Origin of the sequence: Crateriforma conspicua (genome assembly GCF_007752935.1) — a bacterium.
GTDB classification, from domain to species: Bacteria; Planctomycetota; Planctomycetia; order Pirellulales; family Pirellulaceae; genus Crateriforma; species Crateriforma conspicua.
In genome coordinates, this window is the sequence record NZ_CP036319.1 from 4,149,930 (window position 1) to 4,174,990 (window position 25,061).

Annotated in this window: 14 protein-coding genes; 9 read left to right on the top strand and 5 right to left on the bottom strand. The window is 59.6% G+C overall.

All coding sequences use genetic code 11. The features are described from left to right. The first annotated feature begins 188 nt into the window (after window positions 1-188). Window positions 189-1,364 (top strand): NPCBM/NEW2 domain-containing protein, encoded by a 1,176-nt coding sequence (locus Mal65_RS15135; RefSeq protein ID WP_165701299.1) that lies wholly within the window; start codon window positions 189-191, stop codon window positions 1,362-1,364. A 15-nt stretch (window positions 1,365-1,379) separates the two neighbouring features. Here the strand turns inward: Mal65_RS15135 and Mal65_RS15140 are convergent, their stop codons facing one another. The 3 genes from Mal65_RS15140 to Mal65_RS15150 form a co-directional block, all read right to left on the bottom strand. Beyond that, on the bottom strand, window positions 1,380-4,172 hold the full coding sequence (locus tag Mal65_RS15140; protein WP_165701300.1) for a DUF11 domain-containing protein: 2,793 nt from the start codon (window positions 4,170-4,172) through the stop codon (window positions 1,380-1,382). A gap of 54 nt (window positions 4,173-4,226) precedes the next feature. Further along, window positions 4,227-6,047: a YhjD/YihY/BrkB family envelope integrity protein gene (locus tag Mal65_RS15145; RefSeq protein ID WP_145299228.1), complete on the bottom strand. Its 1,821-nt coding sequence runs from the start codon at window positions 6,045-6,047 to the stop codon at window positions 4,227-4,229. A gap of 172 nt (window positions 6,048-6,219) precedes the next feature. Continuing rightward, window positions 6,220-6,705, bottom strand: a complete 486-nt coding sequence (locus Mal65_RS15150) for a hypothetical protein (protein ID WP_145299231.1) — start codon at window positions 6,703-6,705, stop codon at window positions 6,220-6,222. A 366-nt stretch (window positions 6,706-7,071) separates the two neighbouring features. Between Mal65_RS15150 and hpt the strand changes: the two genes are divergently transcribed. The 5 genes from hpt (at window position 7,072) to ykgO (ending at window position 11,526) form a co-directional block, all read left to right on the top strand. Then, complete coding sequence (gene hpt / locus Mal65_RS15155) at window positions 7,072-7,614, top strand: hypoxanthine phosphoribosyltransferase (RefSeq protein WP_145299234.1); 543 nt, start codon at window positions 7,072-7,074, stop codon at window positions 7,612-7,614. Then, a complete protein-coding gene (locus Mal65_RS15160; protein WP_145299237.1) occupies window positions 7,611-9,029 on the top strand; it encodes a glycosyltransferase in 1,419 nt (472 codons plus the stop codon). The genes hpt and Mal65_RS15160 overlap by 4 nt, the downstream gene beginning before the upstream one ends. A 26-nt stretch (window positions 9,030-9,055) precedes the next feature. Further along, window positions 9,056-10,177, top strand: coding sequence for a glycosyltransferase family 4 protein (locus tag Mal65_RS15165; RefSeq protein ID WP_145304949.1), 1,122 nt, complete (start codon window positions 9,056-9,058; stop codon window positions 10,175-10,177). 325 nt (window positions 10,178-10,502) lie between these two features. Next, window positions 10,503-11,063, top strand: coding sequence for a hypothetical protein (locus tag Mal65_RS15170; RefSeq protein ID WP_196784193.1), 561 nt, complete (start codon window positions 10,503-10,505; stop codon window positions 11,061-11,063). A gap of 310 nt (window positions 11,064-11,373) precedes the next feature. Continuing rightward, a complete protein-coding gene (gene ykgO, locus Mal65_RS15175) occupies window positions 11,374-11,526 on the top strand; it encodes a type B 50S ribosomal protein L36 (protein WP_145299243.1) in 153 nt (50 codons plus the stop codon). Between the two features lie 112 nt (window positions 11,527-11,638). Here ykgO and Mal65_RS15180 read toward each other — a convergent pair whose 3' ends face one another. Next, window positions 11,639-14,509, bottom strand: coding sequence for a multiheme c-type cytochrome (locus Mal65_RS15180; RefSeq protein ID WP_231131145.1), 2,871 nt, complete (start codon window positions 14,507-14,509; stop codon window positions 11,639-11,641). A gap of 53 nt (window positions 14,510-14,562) precedes the next feature. Beyond that, on the bottom strand, window positions 14,563-18,336 hold the full coding sequence (locus Mal65_RS15185; RefSeq protein ID WP_145299246.1) for an FG-GAP-like repeat-containing protein: 3,774 nt from the start codon (window positions 18,334-18,336) through the stop codon (window positions 14,563-14,565). 62 nt (window positions 18,337-18,398) lie between these two features. On the opposite strand from Mal65_RS15185, the gene Mal65_RS15190 reads away from it, so the two are divergent. The 3 genes from Mal65_RS15190 (at window position 18,399) to Mal65_RS15200 (ending at window position 25,056) form a co-directional block, all read left to right on the top strand. After that, window positions 18,399-19,268, top strand: coding sequence for a fumarylacetoacetate hydrolase family protein (locus Mal65_RS15190; protein WP_145299248.1), 870 nt, complete (start codon window positions 18,399-18,401; stop codon window positions 19,266-19,268). A 64-nt stretch (window positions 19,269-19,332) separates the two neighbouring features. Then, window positions 19,333-20,928, top strand: a complete 1,596-nt coding sequence (locus tag Mal65_RS15195) for an aldehyde dehydrogenase (NADP(+)) (protein WP_145299251.1) — start codon at window positions 19,333-19,335, stop codon at window positions 20,926-20,928. Between the two features lie 270 nt (window positions 20,929-21,198). Next, window positions 21,199-25,056: a PVC-type heme-binding CxxCH protein gene (locus Mal65_RS15200; RefSeq protein ID WP_196784194.1), complete on the top strand. Its 3,858-nt coding sequence runs from the start codon at window positions 21,199-21,201 to the stop codon at window positions 25,054-25,056. Window positions 25,057-25,061: the final 5 nt, after the last annotated feature.

The following is a 25,061-nucleotide window of genomic DNA, read 5'->3' on the forward strand; positions in this document are numbered from 1 at the left end:
CGTGAATCCCCCGTCATCCATTGTATGCCGTCATCCATTGCACGTCGGCGGGCGATCGAACGATCCGGCGCGTGGCTTGCGAATCCGCCGCGCCCGACGTCCAATGAAATGCGTAGTTCTTGATGGTGGGTCGCCGGATCGATTCGGGTTCGGTGTCGCCCCGCACCGTCCTTGCCCAATGACCGACCGTGTTGACCGTGCCCATGCGTTTGATTGCTTTTCTGCTTTTCGTTTGCACCTCCTTCCTGACGGCTCCGGCAACGGAGGTGACGCTCGGAACCAGTGACGGCGGAACGCGTACGGGGACCTTGCTGTCGATCGGCGTGGTGGAAGTGAACCTGGATCCCGGTGGTGCCGTCGCGTTGGATGACGTGGAATCGCTGGTCCCGGCACAAACCGAATCGCGAACGGGGCCGACCATCCGAGTCACGCTTCGCAACGGGTCGGAGATCGCGGCACAACAGGTCAGCACCGACGACGATCAGTTGGTGATTCAGCCGCGACGCCAGGACGATTTTCGGATCCCGTTGACCGATGTCCGATCCATCCGCTTTCGCCGCGCATCACCGGGAACGGACCCGAAGTGGTTGGGGTTGTTTGAAAGCGAAGGTCGCGGTGACTTGATTGCCGTGCGTCGTGAAGGGGACCAAATCGATTCGATCCGCGGCATCGTTTTGTCGATCAGCCCGGCGGCGGTGAAAGTTGATCTGGACGGATCGGAAGTCGACGCGCCGGTCGAAAAACTGGAAGGCATCATTCTGGGCGGTTCCGCCGAACCGGATCCGGCGTCCGCACCGATTCGCGTGGTCAACGCCTATGGTTCGACTTGGCTGGTTCGGTCGGTTCGACTGGACAACGGCGACGACCAACTTTCGTTGGATTTGGGATCCGGCACCAATCATCGGTTTCCCATCGACCAACTGAAACGCATCGATTGGGCGGGCGGCAGCACGTTGTTGGCGACCTTGGAACCGGCCCAGCGTCGTTTTGGTTCCAGCCTGCCCGAATCGTCATCGGCGGACGTCACCGCGGCGTTGGACGCTTGGCTAGGTCCGGCGGTTGACCAGGAACAAGACCTGTTGATCCCTGCCCAATCGTCGCTGGAATACCGCGTCGATCCCGATGTCAGCCGCTTGGTGGGAACCGTCCGACGTCACCAGCAAGTTCTGCGTGGCGGACGCGTCAAAGCGGCGATTCTGTGTGACGGCCAGCGGGTCTGGGAACAAGAGTTGACCGATTCATCGGCGGTCGGTTTTGATGTCCCGACGGCCGACGTTTCTCGGGTGCAATTACTTGTCGACGACATGGGTGACGGCGACGCGGGTGATCTGTTGCGTTGGATTCGCCCGCGTTTGGTGAAATAGATACCGCCAAACCGACTAGCGGTCCGCGTACACCATCGTGCTTTCTTCCTTGGTCACCGGCACACTGGATTGTTCACTGACCACGATCGCCTTGATCAAGTGGCGTCCGGCTTGCAGCCCACGCACTTTGACGCGGTAAACCTGTTCTTGGCCGGCGTCCAGACGCGGGATCTTGTTGAAGTAAACGTTGCCATTGTTATCGCTTTGCGCGTCGCCCTCGGCAGCGATTAACTGCATGCCGCGTGGGATTTGCAACTGGACTTGCACGTTGGCGTCATCGCGTGACCCTGTGTTGGTGACACGGATTTCATAGGTGGTTTCACCCGCCTGTTCGATCGGATCGGCGGTGTCGGCGATTTGGAAGGTCAGTTCGGCCAGCGACTGGACCGACACGACCGACTGTTCCACGGCGGCTTCGGAAAGGTCACTGACGGCTTCCAACCGTAACGCTTGTTCGCCTTCTTCGATCGGCAACAGCGTCAATTCGATTTCGCCTTCTTCGCCGGCGGGCAACTGGGCCAGTGACCAGATCACCGCGTGGCGATTGGGGTCGTATTGTCCCTGGTTGATCGTGCTGACGAACTGGAACCCGCGATCCAACTGGGCGACCAGTTGGACGTTATGCGCGTCGGCGGTTCCCGCGTTGGCCAAGCGAATGTTGTAGGTCGCCTGGCGTTCCAGGAATCGCAGTTTCGGACCGTTCAATGCGACCTGCAGTTGCGGAGCAATGACTTGCAGATCGACCGCATGTTGGGATTCCAAACCGTTGTCGCCTCGGACCCGGACCAGGTTGCGAACCATGCCGGGTTTGACGGCGGTCATCCGCAGCAATTCGCGTCGAGTTTCGCCGGGCTGCAGCACGCCGATTCGGTTGTCCAACTGGCGACCGTTTCGGTGCTGCAATTGTTCGGGAACGTCTTCTTGGATGATGATATTTTCGGCGGCACCGGATCCCGGGTTGCTGACCTCCAGTTCGATTTCGACTTGTTGGCCGATCAAGACCTGTTGCGGCGCCCGTTGGACGATTTCCAATTGGGGACGTGTGCTGCGGGTGCGTACCGACGCGGCGGCTTCGAAGGTGACGCGGGCCACGCTGCCCAGTTCGCCTTCCTGTCGCGGCATCAGTTGCAGGGTAATCGTCTGCTCGCCGCCCGGTTCCAGGCTGCCCAATTGCCACAACAATCGCCCGTCGCCGGACATGGTGGGGCCGGGCATCGCGTCGACCAGTTCCATGCCTTGTGGGACTTGATCGTGAACGCGAACGTCCAAGGCTTCGACCGAACCGACGTTTCGCACGGTGATCGAAAACGATGCCGGCTGGCCGACGCGGACTTCGGCGGGTGCACGCTTGTGGATCACAACGCTGGGCGTCTGCACGCCATCAAAGCGGCGGTCGCCCGGTGTGCCGGCGGCAACTTGAGCGGAATCGGTCGGCAGGGTTGACGCGTTGAATCCGCCGGCGGCCGGCGGGTTCTGGTTTCGCATTTGTGCCGACGCGGGCATGCCATAACCATTGCCGGCACTTTGCGTCGGCGGCGCCGACATGTTCGATGATTGGGCCGGCAAATCATAGGATGTCGGTGCCGCATTGTTGGCACCAAATCCCATGGCCGCGCCACCAGCGTTGGCCGCATAAGAATCGGCCTGGCTTGCCGCAGTCGCCGCGTCGTAAGCGGCAGCAGCGGACGAAGGCTGGGCAGGCGTTTGCTGGGCAGGTGATTGCTGGGCAAAGGTCGGTGGTTCGGACTGCATCAGCCCATTGCCTGCGGGCGACGCAGCCGACGGTTCTGGTGAACGCGTCGCCGCAGCGTCCGCAAACGAACCGGCGCCCGAGTCGGCGAATCCTTGGGGTTGTACGTCGAAAGCCTGCGGCTGGGGTGCGGTGTCTTCAGGGGCGGCATCCTGGGATGCGGCGGCCATGGCGGGCAGAGGTTGCAGCTGGCTGGCATCAGCGGCGGCTTCGCGAAGCCCGTTGGACGGAGGCACTGATTGCGGGTCGGCGAAATCGCCGGCGGGTGCAAACGAACCGTACGCGGACGCATCGGCCGCGAAGCCACCCACCTGTGCCGGATCAGCCGTCGGGGGTGCCGCCATTTCCATGGGTTCGGGAACCGGCGAGGCATCGCCAGCGGCCATCGATGCGGCGGCGGGTTCTGGCACAAAATCGCCCGGCGACCCGGCAACCTCGGCTGGTTGGAAATCACCAAGGGTCGGCATTTGCAGACCGGTTCCGGCGGCAGGCTCGGGGAATCCGCCGGCCGGTGGTTCGGGGAAATCTTCCGCCGCGGGCTGGCTGAATGCTTCGGCGGCCGACGCCGTTGCTTCCGCGGCCAAGTCGGACGCAGCGGATGCCTCGGGATCGGTATCGGATTCGGCAAAGGTCGGCGGGCTGACCGAGAACATCGACGCGGCACCTTGGGCCAGCGATCGAGCAGCGTCCTGGACATCCGCTGCCGGGGTGTCGGCGATTTCGGCACCCGCGGGATCAAACGAAACATTGAAACCCGCTGCGGATGCGTTGCCACCGTCTTGTGACGCGGGGTCGACCGGTTCGTTATGCGCGACTTGCATCACGTTGCCACCCGACCATGGCGATGTCGTGGCGTCGTTGGCGGTCGACGGTCCATCAATCGGCTGCAAATCGGCCATCGCGATCGCGGTGGTCGGCGCACGCATTTCCGTTTGGTCGGGAACATCCCAATCGGATTCGTTGGTTCCGCTGGAATCTTTCTGGGCCTGAGCAGCGGCGAGCGCTCCCAGAAGAATCGTGGTGGCACCGGCAGCAATCTGAACGCCAAAGCGTTTCATCGTTCGCATTCCTTTGCGAGGGTTCGTGGTCCTGCGGAGTTTCCCGTACCAAATTTAGGACTTGAGCGAAAAGGTCAAAAGATCGACAAGTTTCTTGTCGCCCGCCGCCGTTCGCTCGGCTCGCTTCAGATTTGCCAGGGTTTTCCAGGCCGGATGGGTACTGGTGGGACGGTGCTCGTGGGCCAAATCCAAGATCTGGGCGATCGAGATTTTTTCCGCCGGCTTGGCCAACGTCAGCGCCATGTCTTCGCCCGCGCCGCCGCTGACGTGTCGCAGCATGCCGCCTTCGACCAGCCACTGTTCCAACTCGCGGACCACTCGACTGGACAAACCCAGCCGATCCGCCAACTCTTGTCGCCCGACGACACGTCCGTCCTGAAACGCCGCAGCGACCTCCGTCATGATCGGCAGCATCCAATCCGGATCACCGGCGGGTAATTCATCCCGTTCCCGATCATCACGGCTTAGCGGCCGACCGTTCAGCATCTGCAGCGTGTAGGTCAGGATCAGCCCGAACAAGACGATCAGCCACGTGACATAGATCCAAAACAGGAACAACGGAATCAGCCCCAGCGATCCATACAGTGCCGAATAGGGAACCGCTTTGGCGACATAAACCCGAAAGCCGAACTTGGCCGCTTCCCACATCAATGCACTGACTGCCGCTCCGGCCGCCGCCGCTCGGACCGAAACATGGGTGTTGGGCATCAATGCGTACAGCAAGAACATCAACACCCAACTGGCCAGCATCGACAACAAGTGATTCAACACCACCGCGGCCATGCCCGCACTGCCGCCGACCCAATCGACGTTGCCCACCCACGCGATCAATTGGCCCGATAAATACAGGCTCATCGCCAACAGTCCGCTGCCCAACGTGATGATCGACCAATGGATCGCCACGCGGATGTGGATCGGACGCTTGCTGGGTGCGTCGTAGATGCGATTGAACAAGTGTTCGACCGAATCAGCCAACGCGATGGCCGCATAGACAAACAACAACAAACCGAACACACCGACCGAAGCGAAATCGACGGTCGCGATCTTGCTGGTCACTTCGTGAAGCGTCTTGCGAATGCTGGCACGTGTTCGCAGCGCTGTTTCACGCTCGTCGGTTTTGTCCGCGGGATCCGATTCGTCCTCCACCGCTTCGTCGTTTCCGGTGGAATCATTGGACGCACCAGGCTCGGTCGCAACGATGTCCGTCGGAAGGGTGGCTACGTCGCCAGCGCCCGATATCGGCCTGGACTGGTCGTCGGACTGGGCCACAAGCGGATCGTCTGGAACATCATCGTCGCCAGGTGCTTCGTCCGAACCCGATTCGTCGTCATCGCCTTTGGCCGCGGATTCGCCATCAATCAAGTCGGACTTGGGAGGCAACTGGACGTCATCGGCAACCGTGGCTGCTGGATCGATCGGATCGTCCGTCGGATCGACGTCGACCAATTCCCTGGCGGGCAGCAACGTGGCGTCAACGGTTTCCTGATCGGCAGCTTCCTGATCGTCGTTTTTCTGACGATCCGATTCTTGGACGTCGACGTCGGAATCCGCGTCGCCAGCCGGTCGCTGGATATAGTCTTCCGGAATTTCGGGGACGCCGAAGAACGAGTACAGCTGATTCTCGACGCGGTTCTGGACGTCTTCCAAACCGCCAAAGACGCGGAACATGACCAACCCCAGCACAACGACCGGGATCAACGAAAAAATCGTGCGGTACGTCAGCTCCGCCGCCATGCCTTCGGCGCGGTGCCGATTCAATTGTCGGCCGCAGTGGATCGCCAGATCCCACGCATAGCGGACCTGGTGCTGGCCACGAGTCAGCTGTTCGCGGGGCCGTCGCACCGCATCAAGCAGATAGTTCCAGTATTCAGACAATTCGCTGGGCCAGAATCGGGAAGGTCACGGGCCGATACCGAAACACCCACGACAGATCAGTCGCAGGGAGGTTTCGGATGCGTCGATGGCATGGTTGCGGCGCCGTAAAGATAGATTACCCCGCCCGTTTCGTCGCCGAGTCGTTTCGCATGAACCCCGACTGAAAACCCGTTCAGGCGGCGCGACGTTCCGAATGATCGTCCTGGACCGACTGGTCGGATTGATCCGGCGTCTGAGCCTGGCCGGTAGCGGCCGCGTCAGGCTCAGCCGAGTCCGCCGTCGACATCGCCAGCAGCTTCAGTTCCATGGCCGGCTCGGTCGTCGCTTCGAAGCTGGCGGCCCAGTGGTCGATGTCTTCCGGTGTCCAGGTTTCCAAACGCATTGCGGTGTCGGCCGAAGTGATTTTCACCTGGTCTTCTTCCATGAACCAAACCGCGACCCAATCGGCGTACGCCAAGCGCCGGCCACAAAAGAACCCTTCACGGATCACCATCGATTCAGCGAACCGAATCACGCCGCCCCCCGGCCCGGTCGCGGACGGGTCACCCGACGTTGTGCTTTCATCGGGCCGGCGAACCGATCCTGGCGCGTCAGGCTGTTGACGGATCCACGCCGTTAGGGCGTTGCGGATCATTGCCAGTCGTTGTGAATTGGTCATGCGATTGATCGCGAAAGATTGCCAAAGTGGATCGTCGGCGAACCGTCGGTGGCACCATTGACGGTGCACGGCCGTTGAACGGCGGCGAGCCGTGCCGGATTCCGGCGAGCCGCGCCCAGATCGGGCGTGCGATGCCATTTCCCGGGAGGTGCCGAACTCCTTCGCCAAGTGCTAAATTCGGATCTCGGCGGCCCGCATGTCCGGTTCATCTGGCAGGACAGTCACGTTGTCTCCAGATTGCCCAAAATGCCAATCGGGCGGCGATGCGATGCCCTCGATGCAATCCCTGCGAAACCGAATCGCTGTCACCGCCGCCAATTCACCCACTCGACGAAGCTCTCTTTTCCCCACCGAAGGCCTTTGGCAATGCGCATCTTGTTGGACGAAGACCAGCTGAAGCAGGGCGTGGAAGACTTGGCATCACGGATCGACCGTGACTATGGCCGTTCGGCGCTGACGGTCGTCGCGGTGATGACCGGATCGCTGGTCTTGTTCGCTGATCTGATCCGCCGTTTGTCGATGCCCCAGCGGGTCGGCGTGATCCAGGCGTCCAGTTATCGCGGCGGCACCCAGTCGGGCGACTTGCACGTCGATTCGGGCATGTTGATTGATGTGGCTGACCGCGACGTGTTGCTGGTCGATGACATCTTTGACACCGGCAAGACGCTGGATCGCCTGTGCGGCGTGATGCAAGAAATGGGGGCCCGTTCGGTCCGTACGGCGGTGCTGCTGCACAAGCAACGGGAACACATCACGTCGCTGCGTCCGGATTATGTGGCGTTTCAAATCCCCGACGAATTCGTCGTCGGATACGGGCTGGATTATCTGGACATGTACCGCAACCTGCCTTACCTGGCGGTCTTGGAACCGGAGGAGATTGAAGCGACCGCGGCGGAAGCGAAATCGTGAACCGACCGATCCGGATCCTGTTGATGGGCCGGCATTTCTGGCCCCATGGGTCACACGACAGCGCAATGGCGCTGTTGCGTTTGGCGTCCGGTCTGGCGCGACAAGGGATCCACGTGGAAGTCGTCACGCCCAAGCACTCGACGTCATGGACCCCGCGATGCCGCTGGGATCGTTTTTCGGTGCATCGCCCCGTGACGTTGCCCCGCCGCGACTGGGGATACGCCCGATACACCCGCCAACTGTCATCGTGGATCACCCAGCACGGCAGCCACTTTGACGCCATCGTGGTCGATTCAATGCGTGAAGAAGCCAGCGCGGGCGTCGACGCAGCGTCCGCACTGCAAATCCCCTGCATCGTCACCGATGCGGGATCCGATTGGAACGCCGACCACCAATGGGCGACCCGTTCACGATGGAATCAAAAAGTCTATCGCTCGGCGATGCAAGCCGATCGCATCCTGGCCCCCACGGCCGATTCCCATCGTCGGCTGATCGTCGACGGTTGCCCCGCCGACGCCATCGTCCGTCGTGCCGCCGGATTCACTTCGTTGTGTCCTGCCAACGCAGTTCGCCGCCGCGAAGCACGCACTTCACTGGGGCTGGCCAACCTGGACATGGCCGCGGATCCCGACGTACCGGTCGCCTTGTGCATCGGATCGATGACCCATCACAGCGGAATGCTCTTGGCCGTGGAAAACGCTTTCTGGATGATCGGACGTTACCCTCGCATGCGTTTGTGGATGATCGGCGATGGTCCGGCTCGTGACTTGATGCACCAAGACTTGAAGGCCAACGGTGTCCGACATGCGGTTGCCATGCCCGGGTCGTTTGCCTGCTTGGATGACGTATTCGCGGCCGCCGATTTGTACTTGCAGTTGGACTCACAAGGCGGCGACTACTTTTTGCCGATGGCCGTTTCTCATGCGATGCCGATGGTCGTCTGTGATTCGACCGACAATCGCCAGCGACTGGGCGTTGCACCGGAGATCCACGCGGTGACCGCGTCCGGTATCCCCGACGATACGGATCAAGAATCGATTGCCTGGTTTGCAAGTACCGAATCGCAGAAGCCGTTTCGACAAGCCTTCAAACAACAGATGAATCGAATCGTCGCGTCGCTATCCCCCGACAAAGAATCGGCCGTTTCGGATCGCCGGAACGATGCGGGTGGACACGTTTCCGATGGTCGCGATTGGTATCGACAAATCATCCGCCGACATCCTTACCAAGCGGTCGTCGATCAAGTCGCAGATTTGGCTGGTCAATTGTGTGCCGATCGGACCGGCAGGTCGTCGGCGTCCGCACCGACGCCGCAACAACGCTCGACCGGCGCCGACGTGGAATCACGCCGCGACGGGCCCAACGGAAACTCCGGCGGGACGGTCACATCGGGATCAGGAGACGTCACCCGATGAACGCCAGTCATAGCGAAAAGCGTCGAATCCGCGTCGCCCTGATCATTCCCACGATGGACCGTGGCGGCGCCGAAAAGCAATTGTGCTTACTGGCATCGGGGCTGGACCATGATGCTTTTGATGTGCATGTGTTTTTGCTGACCCGCGGTGGTCCACGACTGGCCGATCTGCAGGACGCCGGGATTCCCGTGACGCTGATCGGCAAACGATTCAAAGCGGACCCGACGGCTCTTTGGCGACTGAAAAAGGCGCTGCAAGCATTCCGGCCCGACGTGGCCCACACATGGATCTTTGCCGCCAACAGCTTCGGTCGCGCCGCGGCCATCCTGGCCGGCGTCCCGTCGATTGTGGCCAGCGAACGTTGCGTCGATCCGTGGAAAGGCTGGCGTCACTTGGCGATCGATCGCGTGCTTGCCAAACGGTCCGATGCGATCACCACCAACAGCCAAGGCGTCGTGGACTTTTACGCCGGCCACGCCATCGATGCCAATAAGTTCGTCGTCATTCCCAACGGCATCCCGCCTCGCCACGTCGACGACATCAGCCGCGACGAAGCATTGGATCGTCTGGGAATCGATCCCAGCCGCCGGTTGATCTTGGCCGTCGGACGTCTGTGGCCGCAAAAGCGTTACCGCGATTTGATTTGGGCCGCCGAACTGGTCGCCACCGTCCGCGAAGACACCACACTGGTGATCATCGGTGATGGTCCGCAACGTGGGGAATTGTTACGGCATCGCGATGCCGTCACGCGCCCGGATCGCGTCTGGTTTGCCGGTCAACACGACGACGTCGCCCAGTTGCTGCCGCACGCCGATGTGTTTTGGATCGCCAGCGAATACGAAGGCCAAAGCAACGCGGTGATCGAAGCGATGCAAGCGGGCGTTCCCGTGGTGGCATCCAACATCCCGGGCAACGTCGACTTGGTCGTGCACGGTGAAACCGGTTGGCTGGTCAAGCTGGGCGACACCGCCGACTTTGCACGCCAAACGCTGGCCTTGCTGGACGATTCCCAGGAAGCCGAACGTTTGGGCGCCGCCGGCCGGCAACGGATTGAACAGGAATTTACGGTTGAATCGATGGTCCGGCGCCACGCCGATCTGTACCGCCGACTGTGCGTCGGGAAAGCCGGTCCGACGGTTCCTGCCTAGCGCTGTTCACGCAACTGCGGAAATGCGTCGTCGGCAAAGTTTCGCTCAACCGCCCAAAGCCCACGCGACACTGATAAACAGTTCGGCTTGTAACAATCGGGGCAGGATCGGGCCCCTGATTTTTCGTCTCCGTGCCCACTTTGGCTCAAAAGACGATTGAGAAAGACCGGCGAACGGATAGCTTGGTTAGCGGTCGCCAGGGGGTCAAAGGACGCGGCGACCGGGCGTAATACCAGCGACCGGACCGGTCGACGCCCCGACGAGTATTCCGTCCCGATGCTGCCAAGAAAGCCGAATCGGGATCCAGACCTGGGCCATTGCACTGATGGATATGAGCGAAACCAGCCGATCGAGCCTCGACGAAGTCGATCTGCTTATGGACAACGCCCGATTGCGTGACGAACTTGAACCGTACCGCGACGATTCGATCGACGACCCGACGACCCGGCGGATGCCGCTGGTCAAGGAAAACGAGTATTTGGCGTCGATGCTGGCATGGGAACGAGCCCCCGCAATGCCGATCGCCCAGTGGTTTCACCCGCCATTGGAATTGCCATCGGCCGAATCGCTTGACGATGAACGTCTGTCGCAAAAGTTGACCGAAACGATCCGTCGTCTTTTTTCACAACACATCGTTCTTCGATACACCGACCACCTTAGTGACCGTGATCTTTATCGCGTTATTCGCCACGACATTCTTCCGTGCTGCGAGAAGAAGGTCGACCTGCCCGGCAAATATCTAGAGTGGCGGTGTATCGAAGACAACGAAACTTGGCTGCGGTTTTACGCCACCGCCGTGGAGCGTCGCCGGTTCCAAGAAGAACACGACGCGGACCTGCCCAGCGCCGAAACCCCGCGTTATCGCCGCGATCTGCCTGGCACCTGATGCCTCGGCCCTGAACCGAGCCCGAGAACAAGATCTCCGGTTCAATCTCCCACCGGGTGTGTCGCGTCAAAACACGCTGGCAAAACGGATCGGCCCGCAACCGCCGCCGATCGTGGCTCCGAATTTCCATCAACCTCCCTCCGGGAGGGTCCAGCCACGGCGAGGTCAGGGCGTCGCTTTGACTGCCCAGGACCTCACGAAAACCGAAAAAACGCGGCCCAAGACGATCTGGCGTTGATGTTTCGCCCCATCCCGGTATACTCTGCCGCTTCAAATTAGAACCTTTCTAAAAGACGCCCGAGGCCACACGATGAAAGTTGTCAGCAGCATCGGCGCCCTGAAATACCGCCACCCGGATTGCCAGGTGGTCAAGCGACGCGGGCGCATCTACGTGATTTGCAAAAGCAATCCGAAATTCAAAGTCCGCCAAGGCGGCGCAAAGATCAAAAAGGCTCGCCGCTAACCCGGCTTGACCTGACGCACAAAGAACACAACGTGGCCGCGCGACTGGATCGCTGCGGCCCGTTTTTATGCGCCCAACGCGAGGATTTCTCGCCGCCGCCGCGGCGGGTCGCTTAACGGCTCGTGGCCCCGGTCGCCGTCAACGTCTCGGCTTCGCCGGGCGACACAAAGTCTCGGCCCAGGTCATAGATGACGACCTTTTCCGCCGCCCGGTTCGCCGCCGGATACTGGCGACGTGCGACGGGGATCGCCACCTCCGCCGCGTTATCGTCCGGCTTGTAACGCTCGTGCAGAATGCGATGCCGGTCGGCCGATTCGGTCTGCCCCGTCGCCGCATAAATCTCCGCCAAGTTGGCATGGGCGGTGACGTTTTCCGCGTCGATGTCGATCACCTGATGGAAATGGTCTTCGGCCTGGGCGTACCACTTCTGGGCCTGATCTTCGTCGCCCATGATTTCCGATCGCTGAGCCAAATCGATCAGCGCCAGCCCCAGTTCATTGCGAACCACATAGTCTTTGGAAAAATCAAATCCGCGGCTGGGCACCCGAGTGTTCAAGACGCTTTCCAGACTTTCCGCCGCCTGTTCCAAATTGCCTTGTTGCCGATTCACCATCCCGCTTAACCAAGCGTGCGTCCAAGCCGGCGGCGGGGGCTCCATCGTCGCCGCAACCGCCAGGGATTCGGTCGCCCCGGTCAAATCGCCTTCGGTGAATTGCACACGCGCCAAATTCAGCGGGCCGTCGTACCGGCCCATTCGCTGCACGGCCGCGAAAGCTTCGGCCGCCTGCTTCAATTCGGCTTTGCCCTTCAGCAACAATCCGATGCCGTAATCGTTGAACCGCTGCCACGTTGGAATGAACTGCTTCGACGCGACCGCCGTGCCGTCGCCGCCGGCGATCGCCAACGTGATTTCGTCACGAGCGATTTCAATGATCGGCAAATCATTCGGATCACCCACCCGGCCCAAGTCCAAGGGGTCACGATCCGGGTCGCGGTCGGCACGAATGTAGTCCAAGTATTCCGTATCAAACTTGCGATACAACAAGCGGGCCGAAATCCGCAGCGTGTCCCCGACGTCTTCCGGAACATCCAATCGATAGTGAATCGTTTGACCGGCACCGGGCGGAATTTGATGGTTGTACAGCGGCGTGAAGATGTCTTGCGCGTTGCGGCGATTGATCCGGTTGCCGTGACGGTCCAAGATGAAGTTGTTGACGAAATGCGACCACGGGTCGACCACTTCGCGTTCATCACGCTGACCACTGGCCCCGATCAGTTTGTCGCCGTCATGGACCAAAACTTCCACCCAGACTTGGTTGCTGTCAGTCGTTCCTTGGGTGAAGTGATGCCCCAACGTCAGCGTCCGCAAAACGGTTTCGATCAAGTAAGTCTGGCCGGGCTCCAATTCGGGCAACTCGGGTCCCAAAGGCGCAACCAACTCCGCGTCGATCGATTCGCCACGTCGAATACCGAACAAGTCGACCCGCAGTGATCCCTTCAAGATCTTTTCGTGCGCTGCGATGCCATCCGTATCACCGAACCAGTGGCTGAGTGCACTGTTTGCGCTGGGAAAATGGTGATTGTGAACGGCCAACGACTCCAATTCATCGGAATACCTTGCCCCAAAACCATCGCTGGCCATCGGCGGCATGTGGCATCCGTTGCAATTGGTTTGTGCGACTTCGGGGTAGTAAAAGCTGCGTGCACCGTGGCCGGAAACACCGCTTAGCAGATAGCTGTCATAGTGATTCTGGCCCCGCAAAAATTCCTTGTACTGTGTCAGTTCACCCGGCAGGAATACCTTGTGGCAGGTTCCACAGAACTGATCCGTCTTGTGAAACGGCTTCAGCATTTCACGTTTGTGGAACGCCGGCTTGGCCTGCACCATCAATTCGTTCAACGATTGCAGCCATTCGTTGTCGCTGTACGTGAAAGGGTAATGCTTGGGCTCGTCGATCGTATAATCCGCGTTGCCCCGATCACTGTCGATCGATTGGATCGCATGGCATGACACGCACGTGATCCCCGCATGCGCGGTCGGGTTGGCGACGTCGTCATAATCGGGGTTATCAAATTCGCCCGCGAAGAACGGGACCGGATCGTGACACCCGGCACAAAAACGCGCCGCTTTGACGGTCCCGCTATGGTCGCTGGCGACTTGACGGGTTTCGCGAACGCTGGCGCGATAGGCCGGATTATTGAAGCTGCTTAACTTGTGAGCGCTGTGCAGCCAACTGTCATAAATGTCTTCGTGGCACCGCAAACAGTAGTCATCGTTCATCAAAGTCTGTGACGCGATGAAATTTCCGGTCGCGGTCTTGGCCAACGAGGGCAAGAAATACGCGCGACCTTCTTCCGGTCCCGAATCGTCACTGATCGTTGCATCGGAGGCTTGAAAGCCGACCATCACGGCAACGAATCCGGCGATCACCAACGCGACCCGTCGGCCGACATGCCACTTGATCCGTGGACCGACCAGACGATGCAGCCAATACAGCCAGATTGCCACCAGCGGCGCCACCAAGTGCATCCAATACACCAACCGCCGGGCCGACGGATCAACGATCCGGAATCCGCCCAGACGCGTCAACAAGACGCCACTGATCAAGATCACGATCGCGACGACTAACAACCCGTAACCGATCCGCACCGCACGCCGGTTGCGTCGGTTTCGGGCACGCCACATGTGGGCGAAACCAAAGACCAACGTGGGAACGATCAACAACAATCCCAAACCGATGTGCCCCAAAAACATCAGTTGATAAAAGTGATCCTCCAACACTCGACCGGTGAAATGCTGAATCCATGTCACGCTGGTTAGGTACAAACCGTTGGCGGCCAAAATTCCGAACAACGCCAGAACGATCACCAGCATCACCCGCAACCGCGGTGTGATCACTCGTTTTGCCACCGGTTTGCGGGCGACCGGTTGCTCTTTTTCCGAAATGTCGGTCGGCGGCGTTGGCGCGTTGGTCTCGCTCACGGATTTCGATTTTTCGTTGGCGGGAATCAAAAGGGGAAAAGTCGCCGATCGGCTCAAGGACGTTGCCAAAATCGCCGGAACGATTGTCGGCGATTGCGTGAGGTGGCATGCGATCGCATCACCTGCGCGGCGGCATCTTGGTCGGCCAGCGTCGGGGGATAGGATTTCATATGACGAAAGGGCAACGGGTCGGCGGATTGACCGGCCAGCGTGTTCAAGTCAGCGTCCTTATCCCAACCGACACAATGCAAGACAAAATCACGCACATATCCGTCGGGCACCGGCGAATCGGGAACCTTAAACGTTAATCGAATTTCATCGCCGCCGCTGATCACCACCATCTTATCGTCCCATTGGGACAGCATGTCCGACACATCACCGGGTCCGGTCAACGATCCTTGCAGAGGTGGCCAACGCGGATCGGCGTCCGCAATGTGATAGTCATAGGTTTCGGGCTGTTGTAGTGATGTACGGATGCGACGTGAAAAACCGCGATAGCCGACCTCCGCGGTGTCCATCGTCAAGTCGTGAACGACCAAAGCGTCATCGCCACGACGGTTCGTGAATTTTGCGGCGTCCCAGTAGATTTGGGCTGATGTTCGAATCCGCAACCGAGGATCTTCGGGCACCAACGCATCGGTCACGTCCACCACAATCGTTTTCGTTTTCCCGCCCGGAAATCCCATTGATGCGATCGCTGGTCGCCAGCCCGGCATTTTGGTTTCTGCCGCATCGCCGTCGGGAACCCAAACTCCGGGGAACTCGATCGGTGGCATTTCATCGTTCTGGTCGATCTGAATGTTCAGCGAAGTGTCGGTCGGCAAAATCCATCCGGTCAAAACCATGTACACCGCTTCACCGGCGTCGCGACGCTGCAACGCCTGATCGGGTACCGTCAATTCGATCCAGTGCGGCGGACACAGACCCTGAACAATGCGACGATCAAAGCCTTGGACGTATCGCCCATCGACGTCGGCCAACCGATCCGCGACATCGTTCCCACGGGTGTCCCGCGCCGCCACAGCCGGTTGCATGTCGGCCTGATCAAACGCATAGATGGTCGGCTGGGCGATCGATGGCGGTCCGACCTTTTCGTTGGTCTCGATCTGGACGCCGGGCGGGTGATCCACGGCGGTGAAGGCGACGTGATCAAAGTAAGCGATTTCCCAAAGCTCTTCCGTCAGTCGCAAGTGATACCGACCGTCCTTTTCCGCCACGAAACGGCCGTCCACTTTCAAGTATTCCCAAGGCCGATCCTTGGCGACGACACCGGCGGCCACCTGTAATCCCAACGGTGCCGCCCATAAACAGTCGGTCACGAAAGCAAACTTTTCACCGTCCCACGCATACAGGTAGGGACAAGAGCCCTTCAGCGTCTGTTCTTCTTCCACCAACGTGTCAACGGCCGGTGAACGGGTCGTCTGGGTCAACCCGTTGGGAAAGATGATCCGCAGCGAATCGGCTCGGTCGATTCCGTCCAAACCGAAGTGCGTCATCGGGCTGGTGATGACTTTGGAACGATAATGCGGCCCGAAACGAAGTTCCAACGTCGACCCGATCGCATAGTGATTGACACGGCCGCTGGCGGCATTGTTGTCGTCAATCCCTTTCATGCGTACTTGCAAGTAATGGGCATCGTTTTCGGTGGTGTTCATGCCCAAGACGATGCCGCGCTGGTCAACGCCGCAACGATCGATGCGTCCGTTGTTGTCAAAGTCGGCGGCATGCCAGACATCGCCGACCATGCCGTCACCTTGCACCGCCTTGGTCGCCCCAAAACCATCGGACGTCAAATGCGTGCACTTCAGCGAACCGTCGTCGGTGGCATGCAACAATTCGCCGAAGGAATCATTGTCGAAATCGACCAGCAGGCCGTTGATCATCGGGCCATCGTTCTGGGAAACCGAATCGACGGTCCACATGCCCGCGTCAGCGGTTTGAGACCAAACGATTTGGCCACCTGTTTTGCCGGAAACCACCAAGTCCCATGAAACATTTCCGTCGACGTCATCGACGAAGACACGCTGGGCATCGGCCATCGCGGGAGCACCCGACAGTGCACGGTACCGAAATTGCAAATGCAACAAATTTTCCAGCAATCCAATGGTCCCCGAGCCTTCTTCCACCGCGACGATGTCCAAGTCCAAGTCGCGATCGATATCAACGATGGCCAAGTCGACCATCGTGCCGGTCGCCGGCGCTTCGACCTCAAAGAAACGCCGCGTCCCTCGGTTGACGAACAGACGCAAGCCATCGTTTCGTGTGGCGACAACCAGATCCAAATCCCCGTCGCCTTCCAAGTCACCGGCGACGACTTTGACGACATCACGAACGTCCTCCAGCCCCGTCGCCGCATCCACCGCAAACAACCGCCGATCGTCCGCCGTCGTGTCACGACCGTCCATCCCGAACAATCGGATCCCTTCGTCGCCGTAAACGACCAAGGTGGGAACCACGTTGTGACGCAGACCGACCGAAAAATCGGGCGTCGCCGTGGCATCCGGATCCGCCGGCGGCAATACCTTGACCTTGTCCGGTGCGGCACGATCCACCATGAACAAGTCCGTCGCAATCATCCCCGCGACGTTGATTCCGGCTGCATCATCGGCGATCCTTTTAAAGTCGCCACTGTCGCTTTGTCGCCACAGCGTGATTTCGTTCTGATCCGAAACGGAAACCAAATCGGGTCGCAAATTGACGTTCAAATCGACGGGAATCACCGACCTCGCATCGGTCGAATCATCGATGACGACATGTCGGAACGAAAGTGTCGCATCGAATGCTTGCACCGGAGATTCGTCTTGGGCTTCCATGCTCAACTGGCGGATCGTTTCGAAGCTGATCCGATCCAACGGGTGCGGTGATGCTCGTCGCCGGTCCGCCTTCATCAATTCCGACGCGTTGACCAGGTTGAACCAGATGCCAAAGCCGCGATTGGCCGTCTGCCAATCCTGCTGGGCGATGTCATCCGTCATTTGCGTGACCAGCCCGTCAATCGACTCGATCGCGCCACCGGCCCGAGCTTTCATTTCCGGCTGGATGGCTTTCGCCAAGCGTGCCGCGTTTTCTATCGCCTGTGCCGCGGCAGGTCGCTGGGCGGCAAGGTTCAACTGGGCCGCTTGAACGGCGACAAACAGGTTGTCTGGATTGGATTCGGCAAGCTGGGTCAACGCATCGGCAGCTTTGTCTCGCAAATCCGCCGGCAAATCTTCGATGATGCCCATGCGATTGACCAAGTCCCAAATCGTACCGGCCAAGATCACGGTGTCTTTGTCGGGATGTTTCAAAACGAAATCGGCAAGGTCATCGAAAACGCGTCGCGTCGCCCCGCGCGCGATCGCCGCGGGAAGCAGGGCGGCTTGGCGAACATCCACACGAGCCTTCATCCATCGCGTCAGAACATCGGCGTCGGGCTGCAGAGATCCAAAAGCGTCCACCGCCGCGTTGGCTTCGGCGATACGATCGGGCAGGGCGGTCCGTGCGGCTTGACGCTGGTCGGCCGACAGCGATCGGTTTTCAGTCTGCTCCGCCAGGCGGTCGACAATTAACAGTCGGTTCAATGCCCAGTTCCGCGTGACCGCCACATCATCAGGACGCATCTGTCGCAATCGCGACCAAGCCTTATCCGCCGCGTCACCGTCCAGATCCTCCGTGGCGGCCAAGGCGACCCGCACCGTCTGCAACGCATTTTCGTCGTCAGCGGCCGGTGTCGATGAATCGTCGCCCGTGCGGTTGGCGGCCCACCAAAGCGCCGCGGCGATGGCCACGACAACGACCGCCAACAATGTGAAGGGCACGAACCGACGCTGCGTTTGGTTGGACTTCATTCCACCTGACTTCCCAACGCAAACCCTCCCGAGACGGTGCGATCTGCGATATGTTTTCTGCCATGAACGAACGACAATTTACCGTAGCAAAGTTTATCGACGACACCGGGTCCGTTCGAATCGGCCGGATCGACGGGAACCAATTGTTTCCGTTGACGCCCACCGGTTCGGTGAAGCGTTTGATCGACATCATCGCGGCCGACGATCCGATCGGCACGGCGTCGTCTTTGGCCACCGAATCACCCGTCGCGATCGAATCCGTGGGCCAGTGGTTGCCGCCGATCGACGACCAAGAAGTTTGGGCGGCCGGCGTGACCTACAAACGCAGCCAGACGGCGCGGATGGAAGAATCCGAAGCCGCCGCGTCATGCTATGACCGCGTCTATCAAGCCGATCGTCCGGAATTGTTTTTCAAAGCGACCCCGCGACGCGTCAGCGGACACGGCCAAAGCGTTCGCATTCGAAAAGACGCGACCTGGAACGTCCCCGAACCGGAAGTCACGTTGGTCATCAGTCCGGCGATGAAAATCGTCGGTCTGACGGTCGGTAACGACATGAGTTCGCGTGACATCGAAGGCGAAAACCCGCTGTATTTGCCCCAAGCCAAATGTTACGACCAATCCGCGGCGCTGGGGCCTTGGATCACTTTGTACGACCAATTGCCACCGCCGGCGCAAATCCAAGTCGACCTCAAAATTCACCGCGACGGCCAGATCGTTTTCGACCAACAAACCGCCGCCGACCAAATGGCACGCGGATTCGAAGACTTGGTTGGATGGCTCGGTCGCGACAATTCCTTTGACGACGGTGCGTTCCTGATGACCGGCACCGGCATCGTCCCGACCAGCGACTTTACGCTTCATCCCGGTGACCGAATCGACATTTCAATTTCCGGCATCGGCACGCTTTCCAACACGGTCGTCCAGGGCTAGCCCACACAAGCGACGATCGTCCTTTCCTTGCCCACCACGCATACGAATATCCCCAGCCATCGTTATGTCCACCGCTGCACCCGCCGTCGCACAAGTCTTGATCAACGGAACCTGGAAAGACGCCGACACCCAATCGACGTTCCAAGCGACCGACCCGAACCAGAACCAAACACTGGACGCAACGTTTCCCGTCAGCAGTTGGTCCGACTGTGATGCGGCCCTGGACGCGGCGGCCGATGCGGCGCGAAAAATCCGTCGATTACCCGCGGCAAAGATCGCCGAGTTTCTTCGCGCGTACGCCGACGAAATCGAATCGGCAAAAGATGATTTGGTGAACGCCGCCTTTGCGGAAACCGGCCTGGCGAAATCACCTCGCTTGGCCGATGTCGAACTGCCCCGTACCACCAACCAACTGCGTCTTGCCGCCGACGCCTGTGAAAGTGGCGACTGGGCGATGGCAACGATCGATACGGCCACCGGCATCCGCAGTTGCTTTGAACCGATCGGTCCGGTCGCGGTGTTCGGTCCGAACAATTTCCCGTTTGCTTTCGGCAGCGTTTCCGGAGGCGATTTTGCCGCCGCCATCGCCGCCGGTAATCCGGTCATCGGCAAAGCCAACAGTTCACATCCCGAAACCACGCGTCTGTTCGCCGTCGCCGCCCTCAAAGCGATCCAGCAAACGGGCATGCCCGCCGCCACGGTGCAATTGATTTATCGCACCAGCCACGCCGACGGCGAACGCTTGGTCGCCGACCCGCGTTTGGCAGCCACCGGATACACCGGCAGCCGTTCGGCCGGATTGAAATTGAAAGCGGCCGCCGACGCCGCGGGCAAACCAATCTATCTGGAACTTTCCAGCGTCAATCCGGTGGTCATCACCCCCAATGCGTTGGCCGAACGCGGGGATGCGATCGTCGATGAATTTGTCACCAGCGTGTTGATGGGAACCGGCCAATTTTGCACCAATCCCGGCATGGTGATGCTGGTCCGCGGTGAATCCAGCGACCAGTTCATCGATGCGGTACGACAAAAGTTTGAATCCACCGCGGCGGGCACGTTGTTGTCGCCCGCGGTCGCGAAAAGCCTGTCGTCCAGCGTCCAGACTTTGGTCGACTACGGCGCCAAGTTGATCACCGGTGGTGGTGACGTCGAATCGGATCGCTGCGCGATGGCCAACACATTGATGACCGTCGACGGCAAATCATTCCTGGGAAATCCCGATGGCTTTCAGACCGAAGCCTTCGGCAACGCATCGCTGATGGTCGTTTGCGACGACTTGGAACAGCTGTGCCAAGCGATCAGCCATTTGGAAGGCAATCTGACCGGCTGCGTTTATTCGGCAACGGGCAGCAGCGATGAAGACGTGTACCGGAAAGTCGAATTCGAATTGAAACCCAAAGTCGGCCGCTTGCTGAACGACAAAATGCCCACCGGTGTGGCCGTCAGCCCCGCGATGAACCACGGCGGCCCCTATCCGTCGACTGGTCACCCTGGATTCACCGCCGTCGGAATCCCGGCGTCGATGATCCGTTTCGGCAAACTGACTTCGTTCGACAACATTCGCGCCGAACGTTTGCCCGCATTGCTGGCGAACGCCAACCCGACCGGCAAGACCTGGCGCCGCATCGATGGCACTTGGTCCGCCGGCGACGTCAGCTGATCCAGTGATTCGCCGCGGGCCCGGTCATCGTCCCGCCGGCAAGTCGTTGGGGCGAGCCGTTTTCACGGCCACATCGGCAATGCGATTGGGCTAAACTGCGTTTCCTTCGATCGCTTTTCCAGCCACGCCTGCCTAAACGCCCCGCCAATCCGGATGATGACCTTTGCTTCCTGCGCACCGATGTGCGCCGCCGCTGCGCTATTGTCGACCCTTTGCTTCGCGTCAGTTCACGCCGCTGATGCCCGGGACGACAGCAAACCCGACATTTTGATGATCGCCGGATCACGCAGCCACGGCTATGGTGCCCACGAGCACTATGCGGGGCTAAAGATCCTGGAAGAAGCCATCGTCGCGTCGACCGATCGTGTCAACGTTCGTGTGGTTCGGGGTTGGCCAGAAGACAAAGCATTGGTGGACGATGCCGAATCGATCGTCATCTACTGCGACGGCGGTGGCCGGCATTTGGCTCTTGAGCACCGCGATGCCTTGGCCGAAAAGATGGCGGCGGGATGCGGTTTCGTGTGTCTGCATTACGCCGTAGAAGTTCCGCCGTCGGCTCAAGACGATTGGCTGGCATGGCTGGGCGGTAATTTCGAATTGAATTACAGCGTCAATCCGCACTGGCATGCCGATTTTGCCAACCTGCCCGATCACCCCGTCACCGCCGGCGTGAAACCATTCGGAAGTGAAGACGAATGGTATTTTCACTTACGTTTCACCGACCAACCCGGGCTGCAACCGATCCTGTCGGCGGTGGCGCCGCCAGAAACAATGCGTCGCAAAGACGGCGCCCACAGCGGAAATCCGCACGTTCGCAAGAGCGTCGCCCGCGGCGATTCGCAAACGGTCGCCTGGGTGTTCGATCGTCCCGATGGCGGACGTTCATTTGGTTTCACCGGTGGGCATTTCCATTGGAACTGGGGACATGCTCCGGTGCGTCGATTGGTTACCAACGCGATCCGCTGGACGGCGGGTGAATCCCTGGACGCCGATGGATCACAATTGCAATCGGTCAAGTTTGACGACCTGCTGGAAAACCAGGACTACGATCCGCCAAAGAACTTCAACAAGGATGACGTGTTCGAAAAATTCGAACTCCAAAACATCTCTTCGGTCACGCCGATGCGCTCCATCACCGGTGCTGGGATGCTGGTCCGAACCGAAGACCCGCGTCACCCCGAAAACGCCATCGCGGGGATCGATGTCGCACCGGGCGTCGCGGCAACGCTGGTCGCGTCCGAACCAACCCTACGCAGTCTGACCAACTTGGACATCGACGACCGCGGACGCATCTGGCTCTGCGACGTCATGAACTATCGCCGACGCCAAGGTGCACGCCCCGAGGGCGACCGCATCTTGATTTTGGAAGACACCGACGGGGATGGCGTCGCCGATGATGTCAAAACGTTTTACCAGGGTCGCGATATTGATTCAGCGATGGGCATTTGCGTGCTGGGAAATGAAATCATCGTCTCGGCATCGCCATCGATTCTGAAATTCACCGACACCAATGGCGACGACGTGCCGGACAGGAAAGAAGTCATCTATACCGACGTCGGCCAGCCTCAACACGACCATTCGGCGCACTCGTTTCTATTCGGTGACGATGGCAAGCTGTACTGGAACTTTGGCAACACCGGAATGCAGGTGAAAGACGCCAAGGGGCAAACGGTCGTCGACATTCATGGGCGTCCTGTGGTGGACAACGGCCAACCGTTTTATGGCGGCATGCCGTTTCGCACCGATTTGGACGGGTCGAATTTCGAAGTCTTGGCACACAACTTTCGTAACAACTGGGAAACAACCGTCGATTCGTTCGGCACGCTTTGGCAAAGCGACAACGATGACGACGGCAACCGAGGGACGCGCATCAACTTTGTGATGCAACACGGCAATTATGGCTATCGCGACGAATTAACCGGTGCCTCGTGGAAAGCACAGCGGATCACGATGGATGACGAAATCCCGCTTCGGCACTGGCACTTGAACGACCCCGGCGTGGTTCCCAACGTCCTGCAAACCGGTGCGGGTTCGCCCAGCGGGATCTGTATGTACGAAGGCCAGTTGTTGCCCAAAAGGTTTTGGAATCAAGTCATTCACTGCGACCCCGGCCCCAACGTTGTTCGCGCGTATCCGATGAAATCCGATGGAGCAGGGTACACCGCCGATATCGATCCGATCCTGACGGGAACTCGCGATCAGTGGTTCCGTCCCGCGGATGTTTGCGTTGCACCCGACGGATCGTTGTTTGTCACCGACTGGTACGATCCCGGTGTCGGTGGACACCGCCAAGAAGACAGTGATCGCGGCCGCTTGTTCCGCGTCGCACCGCCGCGATCGAAGTATCAGGTTCCGACGTTTGATTATTCCACCGCGGACGGTGCCATCGCCGCGATGAAGAATCCGGCCCGTTCGGTCCGCTTCAAGGCTTGGCAAGCCCTGCACGCGATGGGGACCGACGCAGAAGCCGCTTTGTTGGATGTGTATCGTCATGATCCCAATCCGCGTTACCGTGCTCGCGCGCTTTGGCTGTTGGGAAAAACCGATGGTCGTGGACCACACTACGTGGACGAAGCGTCCAAGGATGCCGACCCGAACATCCGCATCGTTTCCATCCGCCTGGCCGGGCAACTGGGGATGTCGACCGCTCAAACACTTGGTCAGCTTGCCGAAGACCCCGATCCGCAAGTCCGACGTGAACTTGCGGTATCGTTGCGGTTCGATGACACCGATGCGATGCCCGGCGTTTTTGCAACTCTGGCCGCTGGTTATGACGGTCAAGATCGCTGGATGCTGGAAGCCTTGGGGATCGCCAGCGATTTGCGAGCCGCCGATTGTTTCGCCGCGTGGATGCAACATATCGATGGACAATGGGATTCCCCCTCGGGGCGCGAATTGGTCTGGCGTCTGAGGGCTCCCGAATCGGCCGATCTGATTGCCGACCTTTTGTCAAAGGCGGATCTGTCCGATTCGGACGAGCGGCGGTACTTTCGCGCGATGGAGTATCACTCCGATGATGTCCGCGCCGCGTCGCTATCACGCCTGGTCAACCATCTGATCGACTGTGATCTGGACGACACCATCGCGGACCGTCGAATCGTACGTTCGGTACAACGCATCCGCGACTTCGACGCGGCAAACCGATCACCGAAGATCGCCGCGGCCATTGATCGACATGTCCAATCCCAACGCGGCACGGCCAACTACCTGACGCTGATCAAGCGTTTCCAACCACAGAAGCTGGAATCGGCCTTTGAATCGTTGATGCTTTCCGATGGCAACTCGTCTGCCGCCGTCGAAGCCCTTTCGACCGTGTTGCAAGAACAATCCGGCATCGACCGTATCAATCGGTGGATGCGCGACGCGGATACCGCAAAGGCGACACGAACGATTCGGCTGGTCGGCATGCTGGGCAATCCGCGCGCGATGTCGATGCTGTCGTCATTGGTCGCCAACGCCAATCAACCCTTTGCGACTCGCTCGGCTGCGATCGCATCCATGGCGGGCAACAACATCGGCCAAAAGAAACTTTTGGAATTGGCGACGGGTGGAAAACTGCCCGCCGACACTCGTCTGCTGGTCGGTGGACGCTTGGCATCCGTTTCCAATGCGGACATTCGCAATCAAGCGGCCAAGATCTTGCCGCTGCCCCAACAAGCCGATCACGAACCGCTGGCCCCGCTGGATCAAATGGCCAAGATGAACGGCGACGTCGAACAGGGACGCAAACTATTTCGGGGCGTCGCGACGTGCAGCAATTGTCACCTGGTCGACGGTTTCGGCAAAACCGTGGGCCCGGACCTTTCGGAAATCGGCAGCAAGCTGTCCCGCGAAGCCATGTTTACATCCATCTTGGATCCCAGCGCGGGCATCAGCCACAACTATGAAAACTATGTCGCGCTTCTGGATTCCGGCCAGATCATCACCGGCGTGATGGTCAGCGAAACCGACGATTCGGTCACGCTGCGGACCGCCGAAGCGATCGATCGCGAAATTGACAAGGACGAATTGGAAGAAATCATCAAAAGCGAAAAATCCATCATGCCGGAAAATCTGCACCACACCACCGACCAACAGGGTTTGGTCGACTTGGTGGAATACCTGATGACGCTGACCAAAAAAGAATAGCCGGG